Here is a 26,889-nt window from a genome sequence, read left to right as displayed (position 1 = left end):
GGACTTAGGTGGTGCCGCTTTGGCTGGGAGTGCGGTATGTGGCGCACTCGAGTGGTGCCCCATGGCTCGCAGTGCGGTACGTGGCGGACTCGAGTGGGCGGGCTGGTGGTTTACGTACGGGCACTCGGTGGCTGAGTTGTCTGTCTGCGCACTGGTTTTGGGGAGGTGATTGTCTGTCTCTGCACGCGATGCGGGGTGGGCGGATTATGTTTGAGCTCGGGGGACGTTCTACGTGATGAAGGGGCCGCCGTGCTCGAGGTGTTTTTGGTCGACGACCACGAGATCGTGCGGCGCGGGTTGATCGACCTGCTCGAGGGTGATCCTGAACTCACTGTGATCGGTCAGGCGGGCGGTGTCGCGGAGGCGATGGTGCGGATCCGGGAGACACGGCCCGATGTGGCGGTGCTGGATGTGCGATTACCCGACGGCAACGGCATCGAGCTGTGTCGCAATCTGCTGGCTGAGTTCGAGGACCTGCACTGCCTGATCCTCACCTCGTTCTCCGACGAGCACGCCATGCTCGACGCCATTCTGGCCGGTGCCAGCGGCTATGTGGTGAAGAACATCGACGGGATGAAGCTGGCCGACGCGATCAAGCAGGTCGGCGCGGGGCACTCCCTGCTCGACACGCGCGCCGCCGACGCCCTGCGCGCCCGGCTGCGCCGCAGCACCGAACCGACCGGTCCGCTCGCTGGGCTGACCGACCAGGAGCGCCGACTGCTCGAACTGCTCGGCGAAGGCCTGACCAACCGCCAGATCGCGGCCCGCATGTTCCTGGCCGAGAAGACGGTCAAGAACTATGTCTCCCGGCTGCTGGCCAAACTCGGTGTGGAACGCCGCACCCAGGCCGCGGTGCTGGCGACCAAGCTGCGCGAACCGTAGAACGTCAGGACGGGACGACGATGGTCAGATCCCCGTCGTAGCGGCGGTAGAGCAGGTTGCCTCGGCCGGTGTGGCTGTCGGTGAAGAACAGATACGGCAAGCCCCCTCGGCACAGCACGTCCGACGCCTCGTCCTCGGCGTAGACGGGGGCCGCGTCCTGCACCACCCGCACCGGCATGGCGCTGGCGGTGAGCGGCAGATGTGCGGAGCCACCCGCGGCGACGGTGCGGTGCTGGCGAGCCAGGCTCACGCCGTGCGGGTCGGCCCAGGTGACGATGGCGTCCTCACCGGTGTCGGCGTCGGTGAACAGGTAGGCGTCGTAGTCCATCGCGTCCAGGACGGTGCTGGCTTCCAGCGGGGTGCCGGTCATCAGGGCGCAGTCCTTGCGCCGGATGATCGGGCGGGTCTCGGTGACCTGCGCCAGCGGACGACGCGCCGGGTCGGGCCAGGCGCCACGCGCTTCCTTACCCGCACGCCGCGCCAGCTGCCGGTCCAGGCGTTCGGCGGCGAAGGTCACCGCGAACCCACCGGGCCCGGTGACCTGCACGCGGGTGAGGGTGTCGTTGGTGCGGATGTTGGCCTGCACGAGGGTCGGCTCGTCGCTGCCGCGCGGCGCGGTGACGCGCACCCGGGCGGGACTGTCGAGATGGTGGCGCCGCATCACGCGGGTGATGGCACGCACCGCGCGGGTGACGTCCTGGGCCGGTACCTCGCCACGGGTGGTCACCGCGAGCTCGGGGTCGGCGGCGGTAGTCCAGTGCTGGGTGCTCGACAACGAATACATCTCTTGCCCCACTTCTCGATCCGGCGTCCCCCCGCTGCCCTATGCCACCACTGCGCGCGGTGCGGTAGAAGGGCCGAAAGTCCCCAACCTCGAGGACTAGACTTCTCCCGACTCGGTACGAAGGTGGGCGGCGACGGGAAGAAGCGATGGCGAATGACGGTCGGAGCGGCCGGTATTCGGCGGGTCGCACGGCCTCTCAGCAGCGCTTACGCGCCCTGCTCGGTGAGGTGGCCGACCGCGTCGAGGTGATGATCGGCTCGCGCGATCGGATGGACGGCCTGGTCGAGGCCATGCTCACCGTCACCGCTGGCCTGGATCTCGACGAAACCCTGCGCACCATGGTCCGCACGGCGATGAACCTGGTCGACGCCCGCTACGGCGCGCTCGCGGTCCGAGGGCACGGACAGCAGGTCGCGCAGTTCATCGATGAGGGCATGCCCGAACACATCCGGGACCGGATCGGGCGATTACCGGCGGGGCACGGTGTACTCGGCGCGGTGTTCGCGAAGAAGGCGCCGCTGCGGCTCGATGATCTCACCGAGCACGAGTCGTCGGTGGGCTTCCCGCCGGGGCATCCGCCGATGCATTCGTTTCTCGGTGTCCCCGTGCGCATTCGGGACGAGGTGTTCGGCAGTCTCTATCTCACGGAGAAATCCGACGGGCAACCGTTCACCGAGGAAGACGAGGTGCTCGTCCTCGCGCTGGCCGCGGCGGCGGGCATCGCGGTCGACAATGCCCGGCTCTACGAGCAGGCGCGCACCCGACAGGCCTGGATCGAGGCGACCCGCGACATCGCCACCGAGTTCCTGGCGGGCACGGAGTCCGATCGCGTGCTCGCCCACGTGGTCGACCACGCGCGCGGGCTCACGGGTTCGCACCAGGCGTTTCTCGCCTCGGTCCCGGTCCCCGACGAATCTCCCGGGGAGATCACCGAATTGGTCGTCACCCAGTGGACCGGTCCCGACGCGGGGCAGGACTGGCAGACCGTCCCCATCGCGGGCACGGTACTCGGCGACGCCTTCAGCAGGCGCACCCCCTTGCGTTTCGACGACGTGTCGAAGGTGGTCCTCGGCGTCGACTTCCCCGTCGCCGAATTGCCCGGCGCCGGACCGGCTCTGGTCCTTCCGCTGTGCACCCCCGACGCCACGCTCGGCGTGCTGGTGACCATCCGCCCGCCCGGTTTCGCACCCTATTCCGACGAGATGCTCGAACTCACCGCCGCGTTCTGCGATCAGGCCGCGCTCGCGGTGCGCCTGGCCGACGCGCAGCGGCGGATGCGTGAACTCGACATCGTCGCCGACCGCGACCGGATCGCGCGTGACCTGCACGACCATGTGATCCAACGGCTGTTCGCGATCGGTCTCACCGTGCAGGCCACCCTGCCCAAAGCCGTGGTTCCCGAAGTGCGCCAGCGCCTTTCGACGGTGATCATGGATCTGCAGGAGGTGGTCCAGGAGATCCGCACCTCCATTTTCGACTTGCACGCCAGCGGCGCGGGCCACAGCGAGGGGCTGCAGCAGCGGCTCGAACTCGCGATCCGCCGCCAGACCGCCGACATCGCGATGCGCGCGACCATTCAGGTGTCGGGTCCGCTGTCGGTACTCGACCCGCAGCTGGCCGATCACGCCGAAGCCGTCGTGCGCGAAGCGGTGAGCAACGCGGTGCGCCACTCCGGCGCCGACACTGTGGCGATCGTGATCGAGGTGGCCGACGACCTGACGATCACCGTGAGCGACAACGGATGGGGCATTCCGAACCACGTCGTCCGCAGCGGGTTGCGCAACCTCGAGCAGCGCGCCCAGGAAGCGGGCGGACGATTCCGGATCGGGCCCGCGGCGCGGACCGATGCCGACGGCGAACACCCGGACATGCCGGGCACACGGCTGCGCTGGGCCGTTCCGCTCCCGCAGGACCAACCGAACACCGGTGGTTTCGCCCTCGCGGGCGGGCCGGAGGCGGGCGAGGACTGACCTTCAGGCCGGGCCGACGACGAGGGCCGAGTTGTTGCCACCCATGCCCATCGACAGGTTCACGGTGAAGCCACCGCGCATCGGCGTCGGCCCGTCGAGCAGCCGGGGATGCGCGGGCGCGACGACCGGGGCCGACGCGACGACGCCGGTGTCGTAGGACAGCGCGATCAACGCGAGTTCGACGGCCGCGGCGGCGCCCTGGCAGTGACCGGTGAGCGGCTTGACCGAGATGATCGCCGGTTTGTCGTCGAAAACGGTGGTGAGCACGTCACGTTCGGCGGCGTCGCACTGACGGGTACCGGTACCGTGCGCGTTCACATAGTTCACCTTGTCCGCATCGACTCCACTGTCCCGCAATGCTTTTCGAACGCATTCGAGGAACTGAGCGTGCGAAGGCTCCACCGAGACCACATGGTAGGCGTCGTTGTTCATGGCACCACCGAGCACCCGCGCGTAGGGCCGATCCACCGCGTCGGTGAGCACCATCGCGACCGACGCCTCGGCCATGATGAAGCCGAGGCTGTCCTCCTGGAACGGTCGACACGCGGTGAACGGGTCGACGTCGGACACGGCCGCGCCCATCCCGACGAAATGCTCGAGCATCTCCGGGGTGGCCGACAGGTCGGTGCTCACGCACAGCACGTCGTCGACCAGGCCCGCGTCCCGCCACTGGCGCGCCGTGAGCACGGCCACATTGCCCGAACTGCACGCCGCCGAGACGTTCATGGCGGGCCCGTGGAAACCGTACTGCTGCATCACCACCGAGATGGGGGTCGAGGGCAGCATCGGCAGGTAGTCGCGGGAGCGGCGGTGACCGTCGTCGCACAGGTAGAAATCGCGCCAGTCGGCGACGTCGCCGAGGGTGACGGCGTGCACCAGGCCGACCGTGCGGCCGGTGTCACACCAGCCACGTGAGCGGGCGTCGGCCACCGCCTCGGCGGCCGCCGCGACCACGGCACGCCCGAACAATCCGCGACCGTGCGCCGGGTCACCGCCATCGGGAATCCGGCCGACCCAGGCGTGCTCGTCACGTCCCGGCCCGTAACCCGGATACAGACCGGCGGCCGGTTTTCCCCCCAGCACCCCCTGCAACATTTGTTCACGGCCCCAGCCGTAACCGGAGACCACACCGATACCACCGATGGACATAGAATCGAGTCGGTGGGCCATGCCGCCGGGACGTTCTTCCGGTTTCACGTCGCTCCTCGCGGATCTCGTCGAGGGTCACCACGATAGTCCGGTGCGTCATCCGTAGACCAGGCCGAGATCGGGGGTACCGCAATGGGACAACCCAATACCGACGCGGCGAACGCCGAGCTGCTCGCCCAGCGGTACCGCTCGCTGGTCGAGCACACGCCCGACGCCATCTGCGTGCACGAGGCGGGCCTCATCGTCTACGTCAATCCGGCGATGGTGCGGCTGCTCGGCGCGCGCACCGCCGAGGATCTGCTCGGCCTGCGGATCACCCGTTTCGTGCACCCCGACTCCGTCGCGCCGATGCTCGACCGCATCGCCCAGCTCACCGCCGAAGGTTCGGCCTCGCCGCCGACCGACATGGAGCTGTTGCGCGTCGACGGCCGGACAGTTCCGGTGCAGACGGTATCGGTGCTCACCGCCTGGCAGGGCGCGCTGGCCTATCAGGTGGTGGTGCACGATCTGACCGCCCAGCGGGCCGCCGAGGCGTCCGCGCGGCAGGCCGAGGCGTACTTCACCACGGTGGTCTCCCAGCTCGAGGAGGGTGTGCTCGTCGTCGACCGGCGCGGCAGGCTCGAATCGATCAACCCGGCGGGCCGACGCATCCTCGGCATCGCGGACTCCGCGCCGATCCTCGGTCTGCATTTCAACGAGTTGCCGGTGACGATGATCGACTGGGCGGGTCAGCCCCTGCCCGTCAGCAGACACCCGATGGCGCACACGCTGACCACGGGAGAAGCGGTCACCCGATTCGTCTTCGGCGTGCGCCGCGCGGACGGTCAGCAGGTGTGGCTTTCGTGCAACTGCCGCCTGCTCAATCCGGACAGCCCGGACTCGGCGGGGGTGTCGTCGTTCGCCGATGTCACCGAGTACCGGGCCAGCAAGATGCAGCTCGAGTACCAGGCCACCCACGACGCGCTCACCGGGCTGGCGAATCGGTCGTTGATCCTGTCGCAGTTGTCGGCGGCGCTGGCCGACGAGGGCGGCGCCCTGGTCACCACCGTGCTGTTCATCGACCTCGACGGGTTCAAGGCGATCAACGACACCCTCGGGCACGCCATCGGCGACACCGTCCTACAGATCGTGGCCCAGCGGCTGCAACGGGCCCTGCGGGCCGAGGACGTGGTCGGCAGACTCGGCGGGGACGAATTCCTCGTGCTGCTCGCCGGTCACCCACAGCGCGCCGATCTACCGCGCCTGATCGAACGGCTGCGCGTCACCATGGCCGAGCCGATCATCGCGAGCGGGCACCGGCTAGAGGTGAGCGCCTCGATCGGCGTCACCGAACTCGGCCCGCACGAGGGCCGCACCCCCGAGGCGGTGCTGCACGACGCCGACCTCGCCATGTATCGGGACAAGCCCTCCGGCCGCCGCAACCACACCACGCACGCGTCCTGACACACTGGTCGGCGTGATCGTCGAACACGCTCTGCTGCCCGTCCGCCCCGGTTCCGCCGCCGCCTTCGAGGCGGCCTTCGCGCAGGCGTATCCGATCGTCGCCGGAATGCCCGGCTTCGGTGGTCTGTCGTTGTCGCGGTGCGTGGAGCGGCCCGACACCTATCTGCTGCTGGTGCGCTGGGAGCGGTTGAGCGATCACACCGAGGGATTTCGCGGGTCGCCGGAATACCAGCGCTGGCGCGCGCTGTTGCATCACTTCTACGAGCCGTTCCCGGTGGTCGAGCACTTCACGCCGGTGATCGGTGACGACGTCTTCCCCGCGACGGGCGCGCTGCCGTCCGGGGACAAGTAGACTCGACAACTCTGTTCTCATCGCGGTGACAAAGGAGTCCTGTTTTGCCCGACCGCCTCGCCGACGACCGCGCCAGCACCGACCAGGGCGAGCGCGGCCGCGAGATCGAACAGGAACAGCAGTACCTCACGGTGCTCTACGACCGCCTCGACGCCATGCGCGACTACGCGCAGAACCGGCTCAAGACCGTCCTGCTGGAAGCGGGCGGGACCCCGCAGGCCCGCAGCGAACGTGAGTCGTTCACCGCGCTCTACAGCGAGGACCTGGCCAAATACGACGCCGCCGAGCACGGTCTGTGCTTCGGCCGCATCGACCTGGACGCCACCGAGGACGCCGCCCGCTACATCGGCCGCCTCGGCATCCTCGACGAGGACAACGACTACGAGCCGCTGCTGCTGGACTGGCGCGCTCCCCTGGCGCGACCGTTCTACCTGGCGACCACCGCCAACCCCGAGGACGTGGTCCGCCGTCGGCACATCCGGTCGCGCAATCGCACGGTCACCGCGATCAACGACGAATACCTCGACCTGCGCGCGGCCGAACGCGACGGCGCGGTTGGCACCGACGACGGCGTGGGCGGCGAGAGTGCCCTGCTCGCGGCACTGAACGCGGCCCGCACCGGCCACATGAACGACATCGTCGAGACGATCCAGAGCGAACAGGACGCGATCATCCGCTCCGAGCACAAGAGTGTGCTCGTGGTGCAGGGTGGCCCTGGCACCGGCAAGACAGCGGTGGCGCTGCACCGGGCCGCCTACCTGCTCTACACCTTCCGTCAGCAGCTGGCCAAGAGCGGTGTGCTCATCATCGGCCCGAACGCCACCTTCCTCGACTACATCGGGCAGGTGCTGCCCTCGCTCGGTGAGACCGGTGTGCTGCTGTCGACCATCGGTGACCTGTATCCCGGCGTGAAGGCGGTCCGCGAGGATTCGTTGCGCGCGGGCGAGATCAAGGGTTCGCTCGACATGCTCGAGGTGCTCAAGCAGGCGGTGCGCGACCGACAGGAGGTGCCCGCCGAGCCGGTGCGGCTCACCTTCGACGGCTACCCGGTGCTGCTGGATCGCAAGATCGCCACCCGTGCGCGGGGCCGGGCCCGCTCTTCGCGCCGTCCGCACAATCTGGCCAGGCCGATCTTCGCCGCGTCGGTGATCGACGCGCTCACCGATCAGCTGGCCGCGACGATGGGCGCCGATCTGTCCGGCGGCACCAGCCTGCTCAGCTCGGCCGATCTGAGCGAGATCGGCGACGAGATGCGCGCCGACCCGCAGGTACAGGCCGCGATCAGCGCCCTGTGGCCGGTGCTCTCCCCGCAGGAGGTCCTCGCCGATCTGCTCGCCGACCCGGCGCGGCTCGACCGCGCGGCCAAGTCGCTGAGCGTCGAGGACCGCGCCGAACTCGTCCGCTCCGACGACGGCACGTTCTCGGCCGCCGACGCACCGCTGCTCGACGAACTCGCCGAGCTGCTCGGCGTGGACGACACCGAGGAACGCGAACGGTCCCGCCGCCGGTGGCGCGCCCAGCTGGCCGAGGCCCAGGACGCCCTCGACATCCTCACCGGTTCCGCGCCCCAGGACATCGAGGACGAACTCGACCCCGAGATCCTCATGGCCTACGACCTGATCGACGCCTCCCAGCTGGCCCAGCGCCAGGAGTTCGGCAATCGGCAGACCACCGCCGAGCGGGCCGCGGGCGACCGCACCTGGACCTACGGGCACGTGATCGTCGACGAGGCGCAGGAACTGTCGGAGATGGCATGGCGGATGGTAATGCGCCGCATCCCGAATCGCTGGGTCACCGTCGTGGGTGACGTTGCGCAGACCGGTGATCCGGCGGGCGCGTCGTCGTGGCAGCGGGTGCTTGAACCCTATGTGGCCAAACGCTGGAAGCTCACCGAGCTCACGGTCAACTACCGCACCCCCGCCGAGATCATGGCCGTGGCCGCTGATGTCCTGGCCGCCATCGACCCGACCGCCCAGGCGCCGCGCTCGGTCCGCGAAACCGGCAATCCCCCTCGCGCCCATCGTGTTTCGCCCGCCCAGGTGAACGACGAACTCGCCCGCCTGATCGCCACCGAGCAGGCCCCCGGCACCGCCGCCGTCCTCGCCCCCGCCACCCTTGTTCCCGAATTATCCTCTCTAGCAGGCGAATCGGTACAGGTCCTGACGGTCCACGACGCCAAGGGCCTCGAGTTCGACCGCGTCTACCTGGTCGAACCACGCGCCATCGTGAAGGAATCCCCCCGCGGCCTCAACGACCTCTACGTCGCCCTCACCCGCGCCACTCAACGGCTGGCGATCGTGCACACCGAAGACCTACCGGAAAGCCTCGCCACACACTTCGCATAACAGAACGTGGCGTCGCACCAGGTGCGACGCCACGTTCTCGAGTCATCCCATGATCCAACAGGAACATGGGGTGACTCACCGGGCACAGGCTACCGTGACCCACCACTTCGGTCTTGCCGCCGACGCGGGTACCCCTTGGCCTGAATTCCCGGAGAGGCGGAACCTCAGCGAACCGTGTGGACGATCAGGACGTCCGAGCGGGACTTGCGGGCCACGTCCGACGGGACGGAACCGAGCAGGCGGCCGGTGAGGGTGTTGAGGCCACGGTTACCGACGACGAGCAGGTCGGCCTTGGTCTCCTTGATCAGCTCCAGCAGGGAGTCGACCGGCTCGCCGACGATGGCGCGCTCCACGACGTTCTTCGCACCGGCGGCCACCGCCTTCTCGCGGGCGACGTGCAGGATCTCGTTGGTCGGCGCCGAGCCGCGGACCTGGTAGGCCTCGTCCTTGAGCACATCGGCCGCGGCGGCGACGTCGCGGTCGTCGGTCGGGAAGTAGGCGCAGGCCAGCACGAGGGTCGCGTCCGCGTCGGCGGCGAGCGCCGCGGCCTTCTCCACCGCGACGTACGACGAATCCGAGCCATCAGTACCGACGACAATGGTCCGGTAGGCGGTCATCTCTCCTCCAACTTGGTCGGTGCAGCGCCGAACGACCCGGGAATCGAGCATCGGCGCGGCAATTGCGTCGACCATAACGCCACAACGCGCCGATTTATCGACAATTCGCAACAGATCACACCGCGAGTTCGACTCACTTTGTGCGGCGCTGCCGGTTTATCGGCGGTGGTGTCGGCATTCACCTGCGCCGATCGAACGCCGAGCCGACGAAATTGTGGCAGATCACAACACAATCAACGCCGCTGCGGGCCTGGGATTTTCGTCACAACACCGGCCGCACCGCACCCGTTCACAGCGACGCGGCAGCCGCCTCGATCGCGCGGGCGCGGCGCGCGTATTCGCCGGGCGGCATCCCGATCTGCGCGGTGAATTCCCGGCTGAAATGCGCCTGATCGAAATAGCCCAGGTCGGTGGCCAACTCGGCCAGATCCGGGTCCGAGTGGGCGAGCAGATCGGCGGCGTCCTGCAACCGGAACCGGCACAGCACCCATTTCGGTCCGGCACCCACATAGCGGCGGAACAACCGCTGCAGGGTGCGCACCGGCACCGCGAACCGTTCGGTGACCTGGTCCACGCGCGTGAGCTCCGGATCCCGCGCCATCGCTGCCACGATCCGCGACACCAGCGCGAACCGCGGGTCGTCGGCGCGGCCACGACCGCCGAAGAATTCCTCGATGATCTCGACCCGGTTCTCGTCGGACGCCTCGGCCAGTACCCGCTCGGCCAGCCCCGCCGCGTCGGGCAGCACCTCGGTGAGCGGCGCTGAACCGTCGCGCAACGCCCCGACATCGCACCCGGTGAAGGCACCGAAACCGCCGGGCCGGAAGCGGATTCCGAACGTCTCACCCTCGCCGTCGAGATCACGCACGTACTTGGCGGTGCACACCCCGTTGACGAATCCGCCGGTGCGGGTGCTGCTGCGTTCGAAGGTGAGATTCACACACGGGAACGACAGCACCTCGGCGCGGAAGGCGGGCCGCCCGCGCAGATCCCAGCGCACCACCCAGTACCGGTCGGCGAAGTCGGCGAGCGCGGGCCCGACCGGGAATCGACGCAGGGAGCGGTGCCTGGCCTGCTCCTGGGGCAGCAGAATGCCTTTCGCGTCGTCGAGGTCGGTGTTCATCGGCGGTGTCGCGTTCCTACAAGACCGGCGGACCCACGGTGAGCAGGATCGACGCCATGAACGAATCGGTCGCGCCCATCCCCGAGGGCTACCACTCCATCACCTGCTTCCTCGCCGTCGCCGACGGCGACAAGGCCATCGACTTCTACACCGAGGTCTTCGGCGCGACGCTGCTCAGCCGTGCCGACGGACCCGACGGGCAGGCCGTGCACGCCGAACTGCTCATCGGCGATTCCACCCTGCAGCTCGGAATCCCACTGGCCGACGGGAGCGTTCGCGCACCGCAGGACTGGGTGCACACCTCGATCGTGCACTACTGCCCCGACGTCGACGACGCCGTCGAACGCGCTGTCGACCGGGGCGCCCGAGTCGTCGAGGAAACCCAGACTTTCGTCACCGGGGACCGCTACGGCGTGATCATCGACCCCTTCGGCCACCGCTGGGCGGTGATGACCCGTGTCGAGAACGTCTCCCGAGAGGAGGCCGACCGCCGCATCGCCGACTGGATGGCTACTCAGTCCGAATAACAGCCGACGGCACGGGATTTCCGGCCGCGTGCCTGTCACGTCCGAGGAGCGAGGCGGCGGAACGCCGTCGGCACCGCATCGGTCCCCGGAAGTGTCGAGGCAAGTGGTGCTACCGCGATCCGCAGACGGGCGGCGGCCATCCGAGCCACCTCGATGAGCCGACGGGCGGCGGACGGTCGACCTACCCGGCTCCCCGAACGTGCGGTGGCCGTTCGAGCTGGACCGCTCCCTGGGCGTGCGGAGGCCGACAGCCCGTCGCCGGGTCGGCATATTCAGCTCAGTCCCGCCGCGTCCATGCCGCGCAGCTCCTTCTTCAGGTCCGCGATCTCGTCGCGTAAGCGTCCCGCCAGCTCGAACTGCAGTTCACGGGCCGCGTTCATCATCTGGTCGGTGAGCGAGGCGACCAGGTCGGCCAGTTCGGCGCGCGGCATGGACTTCACGTCGCGTTCGGCGTAGATGCCCGCGCTCACCGCGCGACCGGGCTCACCCTGCGCACGCCTGCCACGGCTGACGTTTCGACCGGAACCGCCGACGGCCACCTCGTCGCCTGCCTCGAGATACACCTGGTCGAGGATGTCGGCGATCTTCTTGCGCAGCGGCTGCGGGTCGATGCCGTTGGCCTCGTTGTAGGCGATCTGCTTGGCGCGGCGGCGATCGGTCTCATCGATGGCGTGCCGCATCGAGTCGGTGATCTTGTCGGCGTACATGTGCACTTCGCCGGACACGTTGCGGGCCGCACGGCCGATGGTCTGGATGAGGCTGGTGCTCGACCGCAGGAAGCCTTCCTTGTCGGCGTCGAGGATCGCCACCAGCGACACCTCGGGCAGGTCGAGGCCCTCACGCAGTAGGTTGATGCCGACGAGCACGTCGTATTCGCCCAGGCGTAGCTGGCGCAGCAGCTCCACGCGGCGCAGGGTGTCGATCTCCGAATGCAGGTACCGCACCCGAACGCCGAGACCGAGCAGGTAGTCGGTGAGGTCCTCGGCCATCTTCTTGGTGAGCGTGGTGACGAGTACGCGCTCGTCACGCTCGGTGCGCTCCCGGATCTCGTGCACCAGGTCGTCGATCTGGCCCTTGGTCGGCTTCACCACCACCTGCGGGTCGACGAGACCGGTGGGCCGGATGACCTGTTCGACGACCTCACCGCCGACCTGGCCGAGTTCGTACGGACCGGGCGTGGCCGACAGATAGACCGCCTGCCCGATCCGGTCGGCGAACTCCTCCCAGGTGAGCGGGCGATTGTCGACCGCCGAGGGCAGCCGGAAGCCGAACTCGACGAGGTTGCGCTTGCGCGACATGTCGCCCTCGTACATGCCGCCGATCTGCGGGACGGTGACATGGGATTCGTCGATGACCAGTAGGAAGTCGTCGGGGAAGTAGTCGAGCAGGGTGGCCGGTGCCGACCCGGCCGGACGGCCGTCGATGTGGCGCGAGTAGTTCTCGATGCCCGAACAGAAGCCGACCTGACGGATCATCTCCAGGTCGTATTCGGTGCGCATGCGCAGGCGCTGCGCCTCCAGCAGTTTGCCCTGGCCTTCGAGCTCAGCCAGCCGGGCGGCCAGTTCCTCCTCGATGGCGGCGACGGCCTTCTCCATGCGCTCGGGGCCCGCCACGTAGTGGGTGGCGGGGAAGATGCGCAGTGAGTCGACCTGGCGGACGACGTCGCCGGTGAGCGGATGCAGGTAGTACAGCGCCTCGATCTCGTCGCCGAAGAACTCGATACGCACCGCGAGCTCCTCGTAGGAGGGGATGATCTCGACGGTGTCGCCGCGCACGCGGAACGATCCGCGGGTGAAGGCCATGTCGTTGCGCGTGTACTGCACGTCGACCAGCAGCCGCAGCAGCGCGTCGCGGTCGATCTCGCCGCCCACCTCGAGCTGCACCGAGCGGTCCAGATAGGACTGCGGCGTACCGAGACCGTAGATGCACGACACCGACGCGACCACGACGACATCGCGCCGCGACAGCAGGCTCGAGGTGGCCGAGTGCCGCAGCCGCTCGACGTCGTCGTTGATCGAGCTGTCCTTCTCGATGTAGGTGTCGGTCTGGGCGATGTAGGCCTCGGGCTGGTAGTAGTCGTAGTACGAGACGAAGTACTCGACCGCGTTGTGCGGCAACATCTCCCGCAGTTCGTTGGCCAGCTGGGCCGCCAGGGTCTTGTTCGGCGCGAGCATCAGGGTGGGCCGCTGCAGCTTCTCGATCAGCCACGCGGTGGTCGCCGACTTACCGGTACCGGTGGCACCGAGCAGCACGACGTCCTTCTCCCCCGCCGTGATGCGCCGTTCCAGCTCGGCGATGGCGGCGGGCTGATCGCCTGCCGGTCGATGCGGGCTGACCACCTCGAAGCGGCCACCCTTGCGCTCGATCTCACCGACCGGGCGATGCTCCGAATGCGCGAGCGGGTGCCCCCGCTCTTCGTACCCTTCGGTCGGGATCTCGGTTGCGAATGCCATGCACACAGGTTAGGCGCACCCACCGACAGATTCCCCGCGACGGAAAAGCGACCGGCGCGCGGCCCCGCGTGCCGGTAGATTCTGCGCACATGACCCAGGCCTCGACCGTGCACGTGCACCCGCCCAAGATCGAGCTCTTCGATCTCGCGGCCAAGACCAATACCGATCCGAAGGGGTTCGTACGACCGGTCGAGGTCTACCGGGAGGAGCCGTGGGGCCTGTACATGGGACGGCACTCCGACCACGCCAGCTTCCACTACCTCGAGTCGTGGCTGCTGCCCAGCCTGTCGCTGCGCGCGTCCAAGCTCTGGTACAACCCCGGGGTCGAGCAGTGGCAGGACGTGTACGTCGACGTCGGCGTCTTCACCAGGGAGTCACCGACCCTGTGGCGCTCGGTGGACCACTACCTGGACCTGCTGGTCCGGACCGGGCGCGACGTGCGCCTGGTCGATGTCGATGAACTGCTCGTCGCCCGCACCGACGGCCTGCTCGACGCCGGACAGGCCCAGGCGGCGATCGAACACGCCGTCGCCGCGGTCGACGGCATCGCCGCGCACGGGTACTGCCTCGAGGACTGGCTCGCCACCGTCGACATGACCCTGACCTGGCGCTGAAACGACGAAACCGCCCGCGACCGGTCCGGTCGCGGGCGGTTCACGCTGTCGATCAGCCTGCCGAACCGCTGCCGAGCAGGTCACCGAGCCCGCCACCACAGCCCGCGCTGCCGGTCGCGGCGGCCTCACCGACGGTGACGGTGATGGAGTCACTGATGAGCAGCTGCCTGGCCTCGAGTTTGTGCTGACCCGTCGTGGTCGGCTTCCAGGTCATGCTCACCGTGCCGGAGAGCAGCGACGGCGAGACGGTGCCGATGTCTCGACCGTTGTCGGTGAACTTCACCGAGGTCAGCCTGTCCACCTCGACGCTGGCCGTCAGCTTGTAGCTGCACCCGACCTTGTGGTCGGAGCCCGCGACGCTGAGGTTGCCCACCCAGGCCGAGGCCTGCGGGGCGGCCAGCACGATGGTGGCGGCAACGGCGCCGAACGCGGTGATGCCGAAGCCCGCACGGCCGAGACGGTGATGTGTTGTCATACGCGCTACAACTTCCCTGTGAATCGAGTCACCCGGTAGTGACTCGCCACAATGTAACCAGCGTCCCGTCCGCTGCGGACAGTTTTTGAAACATTGATGTTTAACAGATGCCGAGCCGGTTCACGCGCGGGCGCGGGCCCACTCGCAGACCCGGGGATAGACCACGTCGAACCACGGTTCCTTCACCGCGTAGTAGGCATCGCCCGCGGCCTCGCCCGACTTTCCCGACGCCGCCTGTTCGGCCGTCCGCTTGATCTCCAGGTACTCCGTCCGCACGCCCTCCTCCGCACGCAACCAGTCGCGGAAGTCGAGCGCGAGACGCTGACCGGGTGAATCCTGCACGCGCAGATGGATATTCGCCGGTCGGCCGGGATCCGCGTTGCCGTGCAGGCGTTTTGCCCATCGCTGGACGTCGGCCCCCTCGGGATCCTCCGGCGTCGGCTTCGGGTTGTCGTGTGCGATGCCGACCGCGCGCGGGAATCCGGCGGTGGCCAGCGAATCCGCCAGTGCGTCAGCGGTTTCCAGGTCGGCCACGGTCACCTGGATGTCGATGAGGTCCTTGGCGGGCAGCCCGCTCACCGCCGTGGAACCGACGTGGTCGATGCGCACCGCCGCCGCACCGCACACCAGGTGCAGCCGGGCGATGATCCGGCGTGCCTGCGCGCCCCATTCCGGATCGTGCGGCACCAGTCGGTACTCCGCGCGGGCCCGCACTCCCTCGCGCTGGTTGCGTTCGAACGGCACGAGCCTCCGTTCCCACAGCGCCCGCACCTGCTCCTCGACCACGCCGGGGGCGCCGTTGTTGTCCAGCCACACGTCGGCCACCGCGTGGCGCTGCTCGTCGGTGGCCTGCGCGGCGATCCTGGCCGATGCGTCGGCCTCGGCGACACCGCGCTGTTCGACCAGCCGCCGCAGCCGGGTCTCGACATCGGCACCGACCACGACCACCAACTGCATGAGCGGGGCGAGACCGTTCTCCACCAGCAGCGGAATGTCTTGCACCACGATGGCATCGGCCGGGGCGGTGCCGATGAGCTCGGCCGTGCGGGCACCGACGAGCGGGTGGGTGATGGCATTGAGCTTGCCGCGTGCGGTGTCGTCGGCGAACGCCACCGCCGCCAGCGCGGGCCGGTCGAGGCTGCCGTCCTCGGCCAGGATCGCGTCACCGAACTCGGCGACGAGCGCGGCCAGCCCTGGCGTTCCCGGCGCGACGACCTCGCGGGCGATGGCATCGGAGTCGATCACCACCGCCCCCAGCTCGACCATGGTCCGCGCCACTGTGGACTTACCCGCTCCCATGCCTCCGGTGAGGCCGATCCGCAACATGTGCCCAGTCTCGCATCCCGCCGCACGGAGCTGGTCAGGTGTTGCCGACACGCCGATGTGCGGCGGTGGCAAATCCGAGGCCGGGCGCGTCGGGTCGACTAACCTTCGCGCAGGCGAGAAGGCCATTCACCAGCGAGCGAAGGATGATCATGGGCACCACACAACACCGGACGGCTCGCCACCGCCTCGGCATGCCCGGCGGTGTGCACTGCGTTGAATTCCCTGCTGTGGCAGCGACTCTCGCCGAATACCGCCGGTCCTGGTTCACCGCTCTGATCTCGCCCGCCAGACACAGTTTCGCCGCGATGCGCAAGCGCACCAGCATGGGCGCCACCTCCTGGGTGCCCGCCGCCGCGAACTGACCCACCGACCAAACGAGCCCACCCGTTGCGAACGGGTGGGCTCGTTGTCGTGCACGTCCGCATGATCGACCGGGGCCGGAAACAGGCCGAAGGCCCCGGCCGTGTGGACCGGGGCCTTCGACTGTATTGCTCTACCCGAATCAGGCGTTGCCGCCCACTCAGGCGTTACCGCTGAGCTTCTCCCGCAGAGCCGCCAGCTGCGCATCACTGGCGAGCGAACCGCCGGTGGACTCGGCCGGGCCGGAGGTGGCCTGCGTGGCGTTGCCGCTCTCGGAGGAGTAGTTGCCCGCGGCCGGACCGCCAGCGGCGGCTTCGGCAGCCGCGTCGGCAGCCATCTTCTCCATCTGAGCGGTGTGCATCTTGTGGCGACGCTCGGCCTCGGCGTAGCGGCCTTCCCACTCTTCACGCTGCTTGTCGAAGCCCTCGAGCCATTCGTTGGTCTCGGGATCGAAGCCCTCGGGGAAGATGTAGTTGCCCGCTTCGTCGTAGCTGTCGGCCATGCCGTACTTCGACGGGTCGAACTCGGCGTGGTAGTCCTCGTTCGCCTGCTTCAGCGACAGCGAGATCCGGCGACGCTCCAGGTCGATGTCGATGACCTTGACCATCGCGTCGTCGCCGACGGCCACGACCTGGTCCGGGACCTCCACGTGGCGCTCGGCCAGCTCGGAGATGTGCACCAGGCCCTCGATGCCCTCTTCGACGCGCACGAACGCACCGAACGGAACCAGCTTGGTGACCTTGCCCGGCACGATCTGACCGATCGCGTGGGTGCGGGCGAACTGACGCCACGGGTCTTCCTGGGTGGCCTTGAGCGACAGGGAGACGCGCTCGCGGTCCAGGTCGACGTCGAGAACCTCGACGGTGACCTCGTTGCCGACCTCGACGACCTCGGACGGGTGGTCGATGTGCTTCCAGGACAGCTCGGAGACGTGCACCAGGCCGTCGACGCCGCCCAGGTCCACGAAGGCACCGAAGTTGACGATCGAGGAGACCACACCCTTGCGGACCTGGCCCTTCTGCAGCTGGTGCAGGAACTCGCTGCGGACCTCGGACTGGGTCTGCTCGAGCCAGGCGCGACGCGACAGGACCACGTTGTTGCGGTTCTTGTCGAGCTCGATGATCTTGGCCTCGATCTCCTTGCCGACGTACGGCTGGAGGTCGCGGACACGACGCATCTCGACGAGCGAGGCGGGCAGGAAGCCACGGAGGCCGATGTCGAGGATCAGGCCGCCCTTGACGACCTCGATGACGGTGCCCTTGACGGCCTCGTCCTTCTCCTTGAGCTCCTCGATCGTGCCCCACGCGCGCTCGTACTGCGCCCGCTTCTTCGACAGGATCAGGCGGCCTTCCTTGTCCTCCTTGGTGAGAACCAGGGCCTCGACCGCATCGCCCACGGAAACGACCTCGTTCGGGTCGACATCGTGCTTGATGGAGAGTTCGCGGGAGGGGATGACGCCTTCGGTCTTGTAACCGATGTCGAGCAGGACCTCGTCACGATCGACCTTGACGATGGTTCCCTCGACGATGTCGCCATCGTTGAAGTACTTGATCGTGGCGTCGATGGCGGCGAGGAAATCCTCGGCGGAGCCGATGTCGTTGACGGCTACCTGCGGCGAGGTGACGGTGGTGGGCATATGTGGGTTTGCTCCGGACGGATTGTGGTCGGTTGCGGACATTGGAACTTTCGGTACGCTGCGAGATCACCGCGACGAGGCGACGAGGGACCGAACAAGTATCGCACGGACCGCCGACATTGCCGCTGATCAAACTCAGCACGGGCGACTCCGTCATCGGATACTGTGCGCATTTACCCCGGCACACAGCGCTTCCTCGAAAGACACTCGCGTGCCTCAGCGTACGCGAGGGTGTTCCAGCCGGGCAAACCACCCCCCGTTCCCGCCGATACCCTTGGCGCCGTGTCCGATGACGAACGCCATGCGCAGGCCAACGCACTGTTGGGAACCGCGGCGACCACCCGAACCAGGATCGGCTCGGCCGACAGCGAACGCGCGAGCAGACGCTGGTGGGACGCCGACGCCGACCAGTACCACCAGACCCATGCCGATTTCCTCGGCGTCGACTCACCTGGCGGCGAGTTCGTGTGGTGCCCGGAGGGGCTGCACGAGGGTGACATGCACTTCCTCGGGGACGTGACGGGCAAGTCCGTGCTCGAGATCGGGTGCGGTTCGGCGCCGTGCTCGCGGTGGCTGGCGGGTCAGGGCGCGCATCCGATCGGGCTGGACGTGTCGATGGGTATGCTCGCGCGCGGGGTGGCGGCGATGGCACAGGGCGGACCGAGGGTGCCGCTGGTCCAGGCGGGCGCGGAGGCGTTGCCGTTCGCCGACGAGAGCTTCGATCTGGCCTGTTCGGCGTTCGGCGGGGTGCCCTTCGTCGCCGATTCCGCGCTGGTGATGCGCGAGGTGGCGCGGGTGCTGAAGCCGGGCGGACGCTGGGTGTTCTCGGTGAACCATCCGATGCGCTGGATCTTTCCCGACGACCCGGGTGAGGCGGGGCTGGTGGCCCGCATCCCCTATTTCGACCGGACGCCCTATGTAGAGGTCGACGGCGACGGGGTGCCGACCTACGTCGAACACCACCGCACGATCGGTGACCGGGTACGCGAGATCGTTGGCGCGGGTCTGATCCTGCTCGACATCGTCGAACCGGACTGGCCGGAATGGCTCGACCGCGAGTGGGGTCAGTGGTCGCCGTTGCGCGGGGAGATCTTCCCCGGCACCGCCCTCTTCGTCACCGAGAAGCCAGGCCGCGCCTAGAAGTCGGGAAGCGCCGCGAACGACGGGGCGACCGCGACGTTCGGCACGGTCTCGGCGACCCACCGCCGCGCCCTGGTCAGGGCGTGGTGCGGGAATTCGGCATCGAAGCGGACGTCGTCGGACAGCAGGTAGGGCAGTTGTCCGCGCAGGCCGGGCGCGTACGGGTGGGGCGGGCACATCTCGTCGCGGCGGAAGCGGCTGCCGACCGTCCGTTCCCGCGCGCCCGGCGGGCCGGTCTCCGGGCAGATGATCTGGAACACCGCCGAGCACCGGTCCTTCGGCACCACGATCGACGCGGCGAACACCAGCTCACCGTGCGGGCCCGGAGTCCGCGTCTTCTCGACGCGCAGCAGCGCGGGCAGTTGGTCGACCCACACCACGAACGCCTCGATCAGGCAGCCCGTGCGGGCGTGGTGCTCGGCCAGCCGCTTACGCAACCGCTTCAGATCGTCGAGCCGCGCGGGCAGATCCGGCGCACCGTCGACGTAGTTCAGCGCGACGACATCACGAGTGGCCGGATTCCCCCAGGTCGTGTCGTCCAACTGTTGCATTCCAGGAATGTCGAACGAGATGGGCACCGGATCAATTTACCGGCGGTTTCGAGTTCGGTTGCCGCCCTGGGTTGTCCGGCGCGTCGATCAGGCGAATACGCGCTCTTCGACCAAAGTCGACGAGCCACGCTTGGTGATCGATCACCATCGCCCGGTCGCGGGGTGGCGGATGCCGTCGCCAGCCCGGCGCCGAACGCCTCGGCGGCATTCCGGCCGTCGAAATCGAGGTCGACGAACACCCGCTGCGAGGCGCCGCCGACACGGCCACACTCGCCCGACTCGACTCGTGAACCGAATCGACGTTGCGGCGCATCACTCCTACTGGCCCCATATTGCGGGTTTCCGGTTGGTTCATACGGTTCAGGAGCAACTCATGAGAAACACACGAGTCAACATCGTCGTCGCGGCCCTGGCGCTCACCGCTGGCGCCATCGCGTCGAGCAGCACCGCGACCGCTGCCCCCGGCGCAGGAACATGGGGGCCCTATTCGACGAAGTACGGCTGCGAATCCATCAGACGGATGGATGCTCTGGACTTTCCGCAGACACGCTTCTCCGACTGCTTCGAAATCCTCGGCGAGGGCTGGTACTACGTCGGATCGTGACAGGCTCGGTGGCCGGTTCTCCGGGTATCTGGGCGAGTAGTTCACTCGCGCTTGGGTTTTCGGCCGACCTGGTCGAGGGCCAGGCGTAGGGCGTATTCGATCTGGGAGTTGACGCTGCGCAGGTCGTCGGCCGCCCACTTGGCGATGGCCTCGTGGACGGCCGGGTCGAGCCGCAGCAGAACCTTCTTGGGTTCTTTCTTCGGCGCGGTCATGACCTGCCTCAGTAGAGCGATCCGGCGTTCACGACCGGTTGGGTGGCGCGGTCGCCACAGAGGACGACGAGGAGGTTGGAGACCATGTTGGCCTTGCGTTCCTCGTCGAGTTCGACCGTGCCCTCTTCGGCGAGCCGGTCGAGCGCGAGGGCGACCATACCGACGGCGCCCTCGACGATCTGGGTGCGGGCGGCGACCACCTGTGCGGCCTGCTGACGGACCAGCATCGCCTGCGCGATCTCGGGTGCGTAGGCCAGGTGGGTGATACGGGCCTCGATCACCTCGATACCGGCGGTGAGAGTACGTTCGCGCAGTTCGACGGTGAGCTCCTCGGCCACCTCGGCGCCGTCGCGCAGGCTGGTGCGCGAGTCGTCGTGGGCGTCGTAGGGGTGGGTGGTCGCGAGGTGGCGCACCGCGGCCTCGGACTGGGTCTCGACGTACTCCTCGTAGTCGTCGACCGCGAAGGCGGCCTTGAAGCTGTCGACCACCTTGTAGACAACCACGGCCGCGATCTCGACGGGATTGCCGTCGGCGTCGTTGACCTTCAGCTTCTGGGTCTCGAAGTTACGCACCCGCAGCGAGATGGACTTGCGGTCGCTGAGCGGGACCACCGAGAAGAAGCCCGGTTCGCTGACCGAGCCGATGTAGCGGCCGAAGAAGGTGACGACCTTGGCCTCGTTGGGATCGACCACGATCAGCCCGGTGGCCAGCGCCGCGACGACCACCACGCCGAGCACGCCGAGCACCGCGCCGGCCCAGGCGAGTGCGCCGCCGTCGTGCTTGGACACCGAGATCAACGACAGCACCGCGAGGGCGCCGAACAGCAGAGTGGACACCAACCACCCGAGTAGGACGGCAAATCCGTTGAAGCGAAAGGCGGGCCGCAGTTCCATGACATCCTCCGATATCTGAGTGATATCATTACAATAGCGGATACAGACGCTGTCGGCAACGCTCGTCACGCGGGCGGGATGACGCGGGTGCCGCGGAACATGTTGTGCGGGTCGTACTTCGCCTTCAGCGCCCGCAGCCTGTCGAAGTCGGCGCGGGGGTGACCGGCCGCGGTCTGCTCGGGTCCGGCCGCGCCACCCGCGCCGTAGAGGAAGTTGAGGCTGTGGCCGATCGTCCACGGGGCCAGGGCTGCGCGCACGATGTCGAGCGCTTCGGGGAGGGCGTCGCCGACGCCCGCGTCGGTGATGACACGCACGATGTACTCGGCGTCGCGATGACCGACCGAGGCATTCCCGCGCCGCAGGGCGCCACCGAGATGCCGGATGTCGACCACCGCGTCGACCGGTCCGCCGGGCGCGGTCTGTGCCCGCAGAGCGGCCAGCGCCTCGGGGGTGAGGTCGGCGAGCAGCGCGTTGGTCGCGGCGTAAGCATGCGGGAAGTCGGGATCGCTGTGCACGGTGTGCGATTCGGTGTAGGGCATGACGCGCAGGTCGTCGCGGAGACGGTCGCCGATGGCGCGCAACGGGGCGACCAGGAGTTCGGCCCGCGCGGCGGGCAGCGTGGTGGCCACCCGGATCGAGGCGACGTGCCTGCCACGCAACGGTTGCGGGACGGGCGGGATGTCCGGGAAGGTCAGCACGGCCACGGTCGAGGTGAGTTCCTCGGGCACGGTGGCACTCCACCGCCGCCACGTGTCGAGCACCTCGTCGACCAGCGGGGTGTCGAAAACCAGTTGGCCGCCGTAGATCTCGGTCACCGGCACGAGGTCGAGTTCGAGAGCGGTCACCACACCGAAATTGCCGCCGGTGCCGAGCACCGCCGGGAACAGTTCGTCGGCGGGGCCGAGGGTGCGGATCCGGCCGTCGGCGGTGACGATCTCGATCGAACGCACATGGTCCGCGGCATAACCGAATTGGCGGCCGAGCAGCCCGAGACCCCCACCGAGCACGTAACCGACCACGCCCACCGACGGCGAGGACCCGTTGAGTGGTGCCGATCCGTGCGCCGCGGCGGCCTCGACCAGTGCCCCGGCTCGTACCCCCGCGCCGACCCGGGCGGTGCGCCCGTCCGGGTCGATCGTGATCGCCGTCATCCGGCCGGTTGTCACGAGCACACCACCGTCGACGGCGACCGACAGGCCGTGCCCGGTGGCCTGCACGGCGACCGGCAGCCGGTGCCGCGCGGCGTATTCCACGGCCGCGCGCACATCCTCGACATGGACGGCGCCCGCGACCAGGGCGGGCCGGTGGGTGTAGGCGGTCTGGAACCCGGCGATCTCCTGCTGGTATCCGGCGTCCTCGGGGGTGAAGACGGGTCCGGTGAAAGTGGGGATTTCAGTCATGACTTCACTCTGCCCACGGTCGTACAATAAGCCCAACAGATAGTTTCTCTCGAACCTATAATCGGTAGTTATGGAACTGCGGCAGCTGCGGTACTTCGTGACCGTTGTGGACGAAGGCGGCTTCACGCGCGCGGCACAGCGTCTGCACCTGAGCCAGCCCGGTCTGAGCGCGCAGGTCAAACAGCTCGAACGCGAACTGGGCCAGCGACTGCTCGAACGCGGCGCCCGGGCCGTCACGCCGACCGAGGTCGGCCGGGCGGTGCTCGAGCATGCCCGCGCGGCGCTCGCCGCCGCCGACCGCATCGACGAGACCGTGCAGGAATTCAGCGGGCTGCTGCGCGGCCGGGTGCGGTTCGGCGCGATCTCCGGTGCGGCGGCCGACGAGTTCGACATCGCGGCTGTCCTCGCCGCCTTCCACGACGACCACCCCGGTGTGGCGATCAGCCTCACCGAGGACACCTCCGAGCGGATGCTCGCCGCGCTCGACCACGACGACCTCGACATCGCCCTGGTCGGCCTCACCGGCGCCGAGCTGACCCCCGGCATCGCCACCGACGTGGTGCTCGAGACACCCGTGGTTGCCGCTGTCGCCGCCGCGGCCGATGAACCCGAGGACACCATCACCCTGCGGGCGCTGACCGGTCGACGCCTCATCTGCCTGCCCCGCGGCACCGGCCTGCGAGGAATCTTCGAACGCTCCTGCGCCGCAGCGGGTTTCACCCCGGAGGTCGCCTTCGAGGCGGCTGCTCCCCCACTGCTGCTCGAGCTCGCCGCGCGCGGCCTCGGCACGGCGGTGGTGCCCGCGCTCGCGCCCGAGGAGGCCGCCCGATTCGGGGTTCGGGTGCTCCCGATCGTCGAACCCGCCATCCGAGGCAGGTTGGCACTGGCCTGGCGGGGCGATCGTCGGCTCACTCCGGCGGCGAAAGTGCTGCTCGGTCAGCTGCGCATCGCACTGCGAACCGACACCTGACGCCGCCCGCTCCACCCGTGTGACGGCGGCGTTAGGCTCGCACCACACTGATGAAGGAGAGCTCGACCACGACAGGAAGGGCGCGACATGGGGCAGTCGACAACCGCGGGCAAGCTGCGGGAACTGCGGCAGAATCTGGTGGCGGCGCGAGAACCGGCGGGGGACGCGGGCATCGCCAAGCGGGCGGCCAAGGGGATACCGAGTCCGCGTGAACGCATCGACATGCTGTTGGACAGGGGAAGTTTCGTCGAGATAGGCGCTCTGGTGCGGCAGCCGGGCGATGGCCTCTACGGCGACGGTGTGGTCACCGGGCACGGCACCGTCGACGGGCGTCCCGTGGTGGTGATCGCCCACGACCAGACCGTCTACGGCGGGTCGGTCGGCGAGATGTTCGGCCGCAAGGTCGCCATGGCCATGGACCGCGCCGCCGACGTGCAGTGCCCGTTCATCGCGATCAACGATTCCGGCGGCGCGCGCGTGCAGGACGCGGTGACCTCGCTGGCCTGGTACGCGACCATGAGCCGCCGTCAGTTGCGGCTGTCGGGCCTGGTGCCGCAGGTGTCGATCATGCTCGGCAAATGTGCCGCGGGCGCGGTGTATTCACCGATCAACACCGATGTGCTGATCGCGACCGAGTCGGCGTACATGTTCGTCACCGGTCCCGAGATCATCCGGGAGACCACCGGGGAGGTGGTCACCCTCGAGGAGCTCGGCGGGGCGTTCAACCAGGCTCGCAACGGCAATATCCACCACGTCGCCGCCGACGAGCGCGCCGCCTTCGACTGGGCGCGCGCGTATCTGAGCTACATGCCGTCGAGCTGTTTCGACGAGGCACCGGTGGTGAACCCCGATCTCGAACCCGAGATCACCGAGTCCGATCGCGAACTCGACGCGCTGATCCCGGACTCCGACCGCGCTGGCTACGACATGTACGACGTGCTGGTACGCATCTTCGACGACGGCGACTTCCACGAGGTCGGCGACAGCGCCGCCCGCAACCTCATCACCGGTTTCGCGCGGGTCGACGGTCGCGGCGTGGGGGTGATCGCCAATCAGCCGCTGGTGTCCAGTGGCGCGATCGACGCCCGCTGTTCGGACAAGGCCGCCCATTTCATCCGGCTCTGCGACGCGTTCGGACTGCCGCTGGTGTTCGTCGTCGACACGCCGGGTGTGCTGCCGGGGGTCGAAGAGGAGAAGATCGGCGTCATCAAGCGCGGTGGTCGGTTCTTCTACGCGGTGGTGGAGGCGACCGTGCCGATCGTCACGGTCGTCGTGCGCAAGGCCTACGGCGGCGGATACGCGGTGATGGGCTGCAAGCAACTCGGCGGCGATGTGAATCTGGCCTGGCCCACCGCCCGTATCGCGGTGATGGGCGCGGAGGCGGCGGTCGGGCTGACGCAGCGACGTCAACTGGCCGCCATCCCGGCCGAACAGCGTGGCCAGGTGCGTCAGCAGATGATCGACTTCTACAACGGCACCGTGGCCACCCCGTGGATCGCCGCCGAACGCGGCTACATCGACGCGGTGATCGAACCGTCGTCGACCCGTCTGGAGATCCGCAAGGCCCTGCGGCTGCTCGCCGACAAACGCGAGCTGCGCGGGCCCCGCAAACACCTGCTCATGCCACTGTGACGCCACGATCTACCTGGTGCCGCGGCGTGTCGCGGCGCGCGAACTCCCGCAGCACCAGGTAGATCGGGAAGGCGATGGGCGACAACAGGATGGTGCCGACCAGCAGCGGGCCCATCAGCACCGGGTGGATGTCGCGGTCGCGGCTGTCAAGGTAGATCCAGCGGCCGAGGAACAGGTCCCAGGCCAGGATCTGCGCCCACAGCGCGGTCAGCACGGCGGGGTCGGTGGCGGCGTCGGTGAGGGCGGCCAGCGACGGCGAGGTCACCAGCGACCCCAGGGTGCCGAGGACGGGGATCGCCACGATCGCCCAGATCACCAGCGACGGCGCGACGATCCACGGCGAGGCGATGATCGGGCGGGTGCGCCGCCACGTGGGCGCGAGGATCATCAGCGCCCAGAACGGCACCGTGACATAGAACGACAGGTCGAACAGCGTGCTCATGCGGTGACCACCTTCCGGTTCCCGATCGCGCTCGCGAACGAAACCATTGCTCCGACAACAACTCCCACGGCGATCGCCGCGGCGACGACAAGGGTTGTCCGGTCCGGGTGGACGAGCGGCTGCCCACGCAGCGCCTGCCAGGTCACCAGGGCCAGCACCGCGGCGTAACCACCCGAGGCAGTGAGGATCAGGCCGAGCCGCACGCGTGCGTACCGCAGCAACGGGATCCGTGGCGCGAGGACTACGAGCCCGGCGGCGAGCAGCGGCAGAATCTGCAACGCGTGCATGCCGACGAAATGCGGAATGCGCAGGTCACCGTTTGTGGTGCTCCAGCCGGTGATCGGCATACCCGGTGTGCCGTCGGGCGCACCGACGGTGTGCGCGCCCGCAAAGCCCTCCGCCCCCGATTCCTGCATGGGCATCAGCTGCCCGAGCGCCAGGCCGACCAGGGTGATCGCGAGGCCGAGCCGGATCGACCAGGTGACGGCGGCATCGCCGATGCGGGCGCGCGACAGGCCGACCGCGACGGCCATCGTCGCGAGGAACAGCACGACGATGGTGACGGCCATCGTCACCCAGAGCACCGTGTCGAACACGGTCGTCGTGTTGAAGTGACTTCGGGTGCCGCGCACCACCTGCCCGACGATGATCACCTGCTCGATGGTTCCGGCGATCACGATCACCGTGGCCATCCACCACAGGAATCGGGAAGGCTTGGGCCGCAACGAGATCAGCCAGGCCAGCGCCACACTGTAGAGCACGAACGACAGGGCGAACTTGGACGGCTTGAACCAAGCGGTCGATCCGGCGATCACCCGGTCGTCGACAAGCATCCCGACGACGGTCACCACCACCAGGACCGCGTTGACGGCGGCGAAGTACAGCAGCGGCCGATGCAGTGGGGCGTGGCGGCGAGGCAAGGACTCTGCGATGGGGACGGACATGTGAATCTCCCGACGTTCTAGATAGCTGCACTATCCGTTATAGAT

General features: G+C 68.4%; 26 protein-coding genes. 12 read left to right on the top strand and 14 right to left on the bottom strand.

Annotated elements, in window-relative coordinates:
* The first annotated feature begins 249 nt into the window (after positions 1 to 249).
* The gene (locus tag NC7_RS25555) at positions 250 to 882 is read left to right on the top strand and encodes a response regulator transcription factor (RefSeq protein ID WP_067987640.1); all 633 of its coding nucleotides are present in this window, start codon (positions 250 to 252) and stop codon (positions 880 to 882) included.
* Between the two features lie 4 nt (positions 883 to 886).
* Here the strand turns inward: NC7_RS25555 and NC7_RS25550 are convergent, their stop codons facing one another.
* Positions 887 to 1,666, bottom strand: coding sequence for a sigma 54 modulation/S30EA ribosomal C-terminal domain-containing protein (locus NC7_RS25550; protein ID WP_067987637.1), 780 nt, complete (start codon positions 1,664 to 1,666; stop codon positions 887 to 889).
* A gap of 146 nt (positions 1,667 to 1,812) precedes the next feature.
* Here NC7_RS25550 and NC7_RS25545 point away from each other — a divergent pair, with 146 nt between their 5' ends.
* Positions 1,813 to 3,636, top strand: a complete 1,824-nt coding sequence (locus NC7_RS25545; protein ID WP_067987633.1) for a sensor histidine kinase — start codon at positions 1,813 to 1,815, stop codon at positions 3,634 to 3,636.
* Positions 3,637 to 3,639: 3 nt separating this feature from the next.
* On the opposite strand, the gene NC7_RS25540 is transcribed toward NC7_RS25545, so the two are convergent.
* A complete protein-coding gene (locus NC7_RS25540) occupies positions 3,640 to 4,833 on the bottom strand; it encodes a beta-ketoacyl synthase N-terminal-like domain-containing protein (RefSeq protein WP_307613898.1) in 1,194 nt (397 codons plus the stop codon).
* An 84-nt stretch (positions 4,834 to 4,917) separates the two neighbouring features.
* Between NC7_RS25540 and NC7_RS25535 the strand changes: the two genes are divergently transcribed.
* Genes NC7_RS25535 through NC7_RS25525 form a run of 3 tightly spaced genes read left to right on the top strand, consistent with a single transcriptional unit; the run spans position 4,918 to position 8,925 of the window.
* Positions 4,918 to 6,228, top strand: a complete 1,311-nt coding sequence (locus NC7_RS25535; protein WP_067987628.1) for a diguanylate cyclase domain-containing protein — start codon at positions 4,918 to 4,920, stop codon at positions 6,226 to 6,228.
* Between the two features lie 13 nt (positions 6,229 to 6,241).
* A complete protein-coding gene (locus NC7_RS25530; protein WP_067987626.1) occupies positions 6,242 to 6,580 on the top strand; it encodes an antibiotic biosynthesis monooxygenase family protein in 339 nt (112 codons plus the stop codon).
* A gap of 44 nt (positions 6,581 to 6,624) precedes the next feature.
* The gene (locus NC7_RS25525; RefSeq protein WP_067987623.1) at positions 6,625 to 8,925 is read left to right on the top strand and encodes a HelD family protein; all 2,301 of its coding nucleotides are present in this window, start codon (positions 6,625 to 6,627) and stop codon (positions 8,923 to 8,925) included.
* A 164-nt stretch (positions 8,926 to 9,089) separates the two neighbouring features.
* Here the strand turns inward: NC7_RS25525 and NC7_RS25520 are convergent, their stop codons facing one another.
* Positions 9,090 to 9,542 (bottom strand): universal stress protein, encoded by a 453-nt coding sequence (locus NC7_RS25520; RefSeq protein WP_067987651.1) that lies wholly within the window; start codon positions 9,540 to 9,542, stop codon positions 9,090 to 9,092.
* A gap of 289 nt (positions 9,543 to 9,831) precedes the next feature.
* A complete protein-coding gene (locus tag NC7_RS25515) occupies positions 9,832 to 10,665 on the bottom strand; it encodes a helix-turn-helix domain-containing protein (protein ID WP_067987620.1) in 834 nt (277 codons plus the stop codon).
* A gap of 56 nt (positions 10,666 to 10,721) precedes the next feature.
* Between NC7_RS25515 and NC7_RS25510 the strand changes: the two genes are divergently transcribed.
* A complete protein-coding gene (locus tag NC7_RS25510) occupies positions 10,722 to 11,192 on the top strand; it encodes a VOC family protein (RefSeq protein WP_067987648.1) in 471 nt (156 codons plus the stop codon).
* A gap of 272 nt (positions 11,193 to 11,464) precedes the next feature.
* Here the strand turns inward: NC7_RS25510 and uvrB are convergent, their stop codons facing one another.
* Positions 11,465 to 13,645, bottom strand: a complete 2,181-nt coding sequence (gene uvrB, locus NC7_RS25505) for an excinuclease ABC subunit UvrB (RefSeq protein ID WP_067987617.1) — start codon at positions 13,643 to 13,645, stop codon at positions 11,465 to 11,467.
* Between the two features lie 89 nt (positions 13,646 to 13,734).
* Between uvrB and NC7_RS25500 the strand changes: the two genes are divergently transcribed.
* Positions 13,735 to 14,259, top strand: a complete 525-nt coding sequence (locus tag NC7_RS25500; RefSeq protein ID WP_067987614.1) for a ribonuclease FAU-1 family protein — start codon at positions 13,735 to 13,737, stop codon at positions 14,257 to 14,259.
* 52 nt (positions 14,260 to 14,311) lie between these two features.
* Here NC7_RS25500 and NC7_RS25495 read toward each other — a convergent pair whose 3' ends face one another.
* Together NC7_RS25495 and coaE are read right to left on the bottom strand one after the other, a co-directional pair.
* A complete protein-coding gene (locus NC7_RS25495) occupies positions 14,312 to 14,734 on the bottom strand; it encodes a hypothetical protein (protein ID WP_067987611.1) in 423 nt (140 codons plus the stop codon).
* A gap of 120 nt (positions 14,735 to 14,854) precedes the next feature.
* Positions 14,855 to 16,060 (bottom strand): dephospho-CoA kinase, encoded by a 1,206-nt coding sequence (gene coaE / locus NC7_RS25490; protein WP_067987608.1) that lies wholly within the window; start codon positions 16,058 to 16,060, stop codon positions 14,855 to 14,857.
* A 149-nt stretch (positions 16,061 to 16,209) separates the two neighbouring features.
* Between coaE and NC7_RS25485 the strand changes: the two genes are divergently transcribed.
* Entirely contained in the window at positions 16,210 to 16,422 is a 213-nt protein-coding gene (locus tag NC7_RS25485) for a hypothetical protein (protein ID WP_067987645.1), read from the top strand.
* A gap of 158 nt (positions 16,423 to 16,580) precedes the next feature.
* Here NC7_RS25485 and rpsA read toward each other — a convergent pair whose 3' ends face one another.
* Positions 16,581 to 18,056: a 30S ribosomal protein S1 gene (rpsA, locus tag NC7_RS25480; protein ID WP_067498011.1), complete on the bottom strand. Its 1,476-nt coding sequence runs from the start codon at positions 18,054 to 18,056 to the stop codon at positions 16,581 to 16,583.
* A 282-nt stretch (positions 18,057 to 18,338) separates the two neighbouring features.
* Here rpsA and NC7_RS25475 point away from each other — a divergent pair, with 282 nt between their 5' ends.
* Positions 18,339 to 19,196, top strand: coding sequence for a class I SAM-dependent methyltransferase (locus tag NC7_RS25475; protein ID WP_067987605.1), 858 nt, complete (start codon positions 18,339 to 18,341; stop codon positions 19,194 to 19,196).
* Here the strand turns inward: NC7_RS25475 and NC7_RS25470 are convergent.
* Complete coding sequence (locus NC7_RS25470) at positions 19,193 to 19,747, bottom strand: hypothetical protein (protein WP_067987603.1); 555 nt, start codon at positions 19,745 to 19,747, stop codon at positions 19,193 to 19,195. The genes NC7_RS25475 and NC7_RS25470 overlap by 4 nt on opposite strands.
* Before the next feature lie 373 nt (positions 19,748 to 20,120).
* On the opposite strand from NC7_RS25470, the gene NC7_RS25465 reads away from it, so the two are divergent.
* On the top strand, positions 20,121 to 20,351 hold the full coding sequence (locus NC7_RS25465) for a hypothetical protein (protein ID WP_157102178.1): 231 nt from the start codon (positions 20,121 to 20,123) through the stop codon (positions 20,349 to 20,351).
* Between the two features lie 41 nt (positions 20,352 to 20,392).
* Here the strand turns inward: NC7_RS25465 and NC7_RS29650 are convergent, their stop codons facing one another.
* The 3 genes from NC7_RS29650 to NC7_RS25455 form a co-directional block, all read right to left on the bottom strand.
* On the bottom strand, positions 20,393 to 20,563 hold the full coding sequence (locus tag NC7_RS29650) for a type II toxin-antitoxin system antitoxin (RefSeq protein WP_167352460.1): 171 nt from the start codon (positions 20,561 to 20,563) through the stop codon (positions 20,393 to 20,395).
* A gap of 8 nt (positions 20,564 to 20,571) precedes the next feature.
* Positions 20,572 to 21,456: an SPFH domain-containing protein gene (locus tag NC7_RS25460; protein ID WP_067987597.1), complete on the bottom strand. Its 885-nt coding sequence runs from the start codon at positions 21,454 to 21,456 to the stop codon at positions 20,572 to 20,574.
* 65 nt (positions 21,457 to 21,521) lie between these two features.
* Positions 21,522 to 22,856 carry an FAD-binding oxidoreductase gene (locus tag NC7_RS25455; protein ID WP_067987594.1) on the bottom strand — a complete coding sequence of 445 codons (1,335 nt, stop codon included), beginning with the start codon at positions 22,854 to 22,856 and terminating at the stop codon, positions 21,522 to 21,524.
* Between the two features lie 70 nt (positions 22,857 to 22,926).
* On the opposite strand from NC7_RS25455, the gene NC7_RS25450 reads away from it, so the two are divergent.
* Both NC7_RS25450 and NC7_RS25445 read left to right on the top strand, forming a co-directional pair.
* Positions 22,927 to 23,826 (top strand): LysR family transcriptional regulator, encoded by a 900-nt coding sequence (locus NC7_RS25450; RefSeq protein ID WP_067987589.1) that lies wholly within the window; start codon positions 22,927 to 22,929, stop codon positions 23,824 to 23,826.
* A gap of 87 nt (positions 23,827 to 23,913) precedes the next feature.
* Positions 23,914 to 25,458 (top strand): acyl-CoA carboxylase subunit beta, encoded by a 1,545-nt coding sequence (locus NC7_RS25445; protein WP_067987584.1) that lies wholly within the window; start codon positions 23,914 to 23,916, stop codon positions 25,456 to 25,458.
* Here NC7_RS25445 and NC7_RS25440 read toward each other — a convergent pair.
* Positions 25,445 to 25,900 carry an ABA4-like family protein gene (locus NC7_RS25440; RefSeq protein ID WP_067987582.1) on the bottom strand — a complete coding sequence of 152 codons (456 nt, stop codon included), beginning with the start codon at positions 25,898 to 25,900 and terminating at the stop codon, positions 25,445 to 25,447. The two genes, NC7_RS25445 and NC7_RS25440, sit on opposite strands and share 14 nt — an antisense overlap.
* Positions 25,897 to 26,844 (bottom strand): hypothetical protein, encoded by a 948-nt coding sequence (locus NC7_RS25435; protein ID WP_067987580.1) that lies wholly within the window; start codon positions 26,842 to 26,844, stop codon positions 25,897 to 25,899. Before NC7_RS25435 ends, NC7_RS25440 begins: the two co-directional genes overlap by 4 nt.
* Positions 26,845 to 26,889 lie beyond the last annotated feature (45 nt).

The sequence above is a fragment of the Nocardia caishijiensis NBRC 108228 genome, from assembly GCF_001612825.1.
Taxonomy (GTDB): domain Bacteria; phylum Actinomycetota; class Actinomycetes; order Mycobacteriales; family Mycobacteriaceae; genus Nocardia; species Nocardia caishijiensis.
This window is presented reverse-complemented; position numbering and strand designations above follow the sequence as displayed.

Coding starts and splice junctions, on each gene's coding strand:
- NC7_RS25550 (WP_067987637.1), bottom strand. CDS start 1,666: ATGTATTCGTTGTCGAGCACCCAGCACTGGACTACCGCCGCCGACCCC.
- NC7_RS25545 (WP_067987633.1), top strand. CDS start 1,813: ATGGCGAATGACGGTCGGAGCGGCCGGTATTCGGCGGGTCGCACGGCC.
- NC7_RS25535 (WP_067987628.1), top strand. CDS start 4,918: ATGGGACAACCCAATACCGACGCGGCGAACGCCGAGCTGCTCGCCCAG.
- NC7_RS25520 (WP_067987651.1), bottom strand. CDS start 9,542: ATGACCGCCTACCGGACCATTGTCGTCGGTACTGATGGCTCGGATTCG.
- NC7_RS25515 (WP_067987620.1), bottom strand. CDS start 10,665: ATGAACACCGACCTCGACGACGCGAAAGGCATTCTGCTGCCCCAGGAG.
- NC7_RS25510 (WP_067987648.1), top strand. CDS start 10,722: ATGAACGAATCGGTCGCGCCCATCCCCGAGGGCTACCACTCCATCACC.
- uvrB (WP_067987617.1), bottom strand. CDS start 13,645: ATGGCATTCGCAACCGAGATCCCGACCGAAGGGTACGAAGAGCGGGGG.
- NC7_RS25500 (WP_067987614.1), top strand. CDS start 13,735: ATGACCCAGGCCTCGACCGTGCACGTGCACCCGCCCAAGATCGAGCTC.
- NC7_RS25495 (WP_067987611.1), bottom strand. CDS start 14,734: ATGACAACACATCACCGTCTCGGCCGTGCGGGCTTCGGCATCACCGCG.
- coaE (WP_067987608.1), bottom strand. CDS start 16,060: ATGTTGCGGATCGGCCTCACCGGAGGCATGGGAGCGGGTAAGTCCACA.
- NC7_RS25485 (WP_067987645.1), top strand. CDS start 16,210: ATGGGCACCACACAACACCGGACGGCTCGCCACCGCCTCGGCATGCCC.
- rpsA (WP_067498011.1), bottom strand. CDS start 18,056: ATGCCCACCACCGTCACCTCGCCGCAGGTAGCCGTCAACGACATCGGC.
- NC7_RS25470 (WP_067987603.1), bottom strand. CDS start 19,747: ATGCAACAGTTGGACGACACGACCTGGGGGAATCCGGCCACTCGTGAT.
- NC7_RS25465 (WP_157102178.1), top strand. CDS start 20,121: ATGAGAAACACACGAGTCAACATCGTCGTCGCGGCCCTGGCGCTCACC.
- NC7_RS29650 (WP_167352460.1), bottom strand. CDS start 20,563: ATGACCGCGCCGAAGAAAGAACCCAAGAAGGTTCTGCTGCGGCTCGAC.
- NC7_RS25460 (WP_067987597.1), bottom strand. CDS start 21,456: ATGGAACTGCGGCCCGCCTTTCGCTTCAACGGATTTGCCGTCCTACTC.
- NC7_RS25455 (WP_067987594.1), bottom strand. CDS start 22,856: ATGACTGAAATCCCCACTTTCACCGGACCCGTCTTCACCCCCGAGGAC.
- NC7_RS25450 (WP_067987589.1), top strand. CDS start 22,927: ATGGAACTGCGGCAGCTGCGGTACTTCGTGACCGTTGTGGACGAAGGC.
- NC7_RS25445 (WP_067987584.1), top strand. CDS start 23,914: ATGGGGCAGTCGACAACCGCGGGCAAGCTGCGGGAACTGCGGCAGAAT.
- NC7_RS25440 (WP_067987582.1), bottom strand. CDS start 25,900: ATGAGCACGCTGTTCGACCTGTCGTTCTATGTCACGGTGCCGTTCTGG.
- NC7_RS25435 (WP_067987580.1), bottom strand. CDS start 26,844: ATGTCCGTCCCCATCGCAGAGTCCTTGCCTCGCCGCCACGCCCCACTG.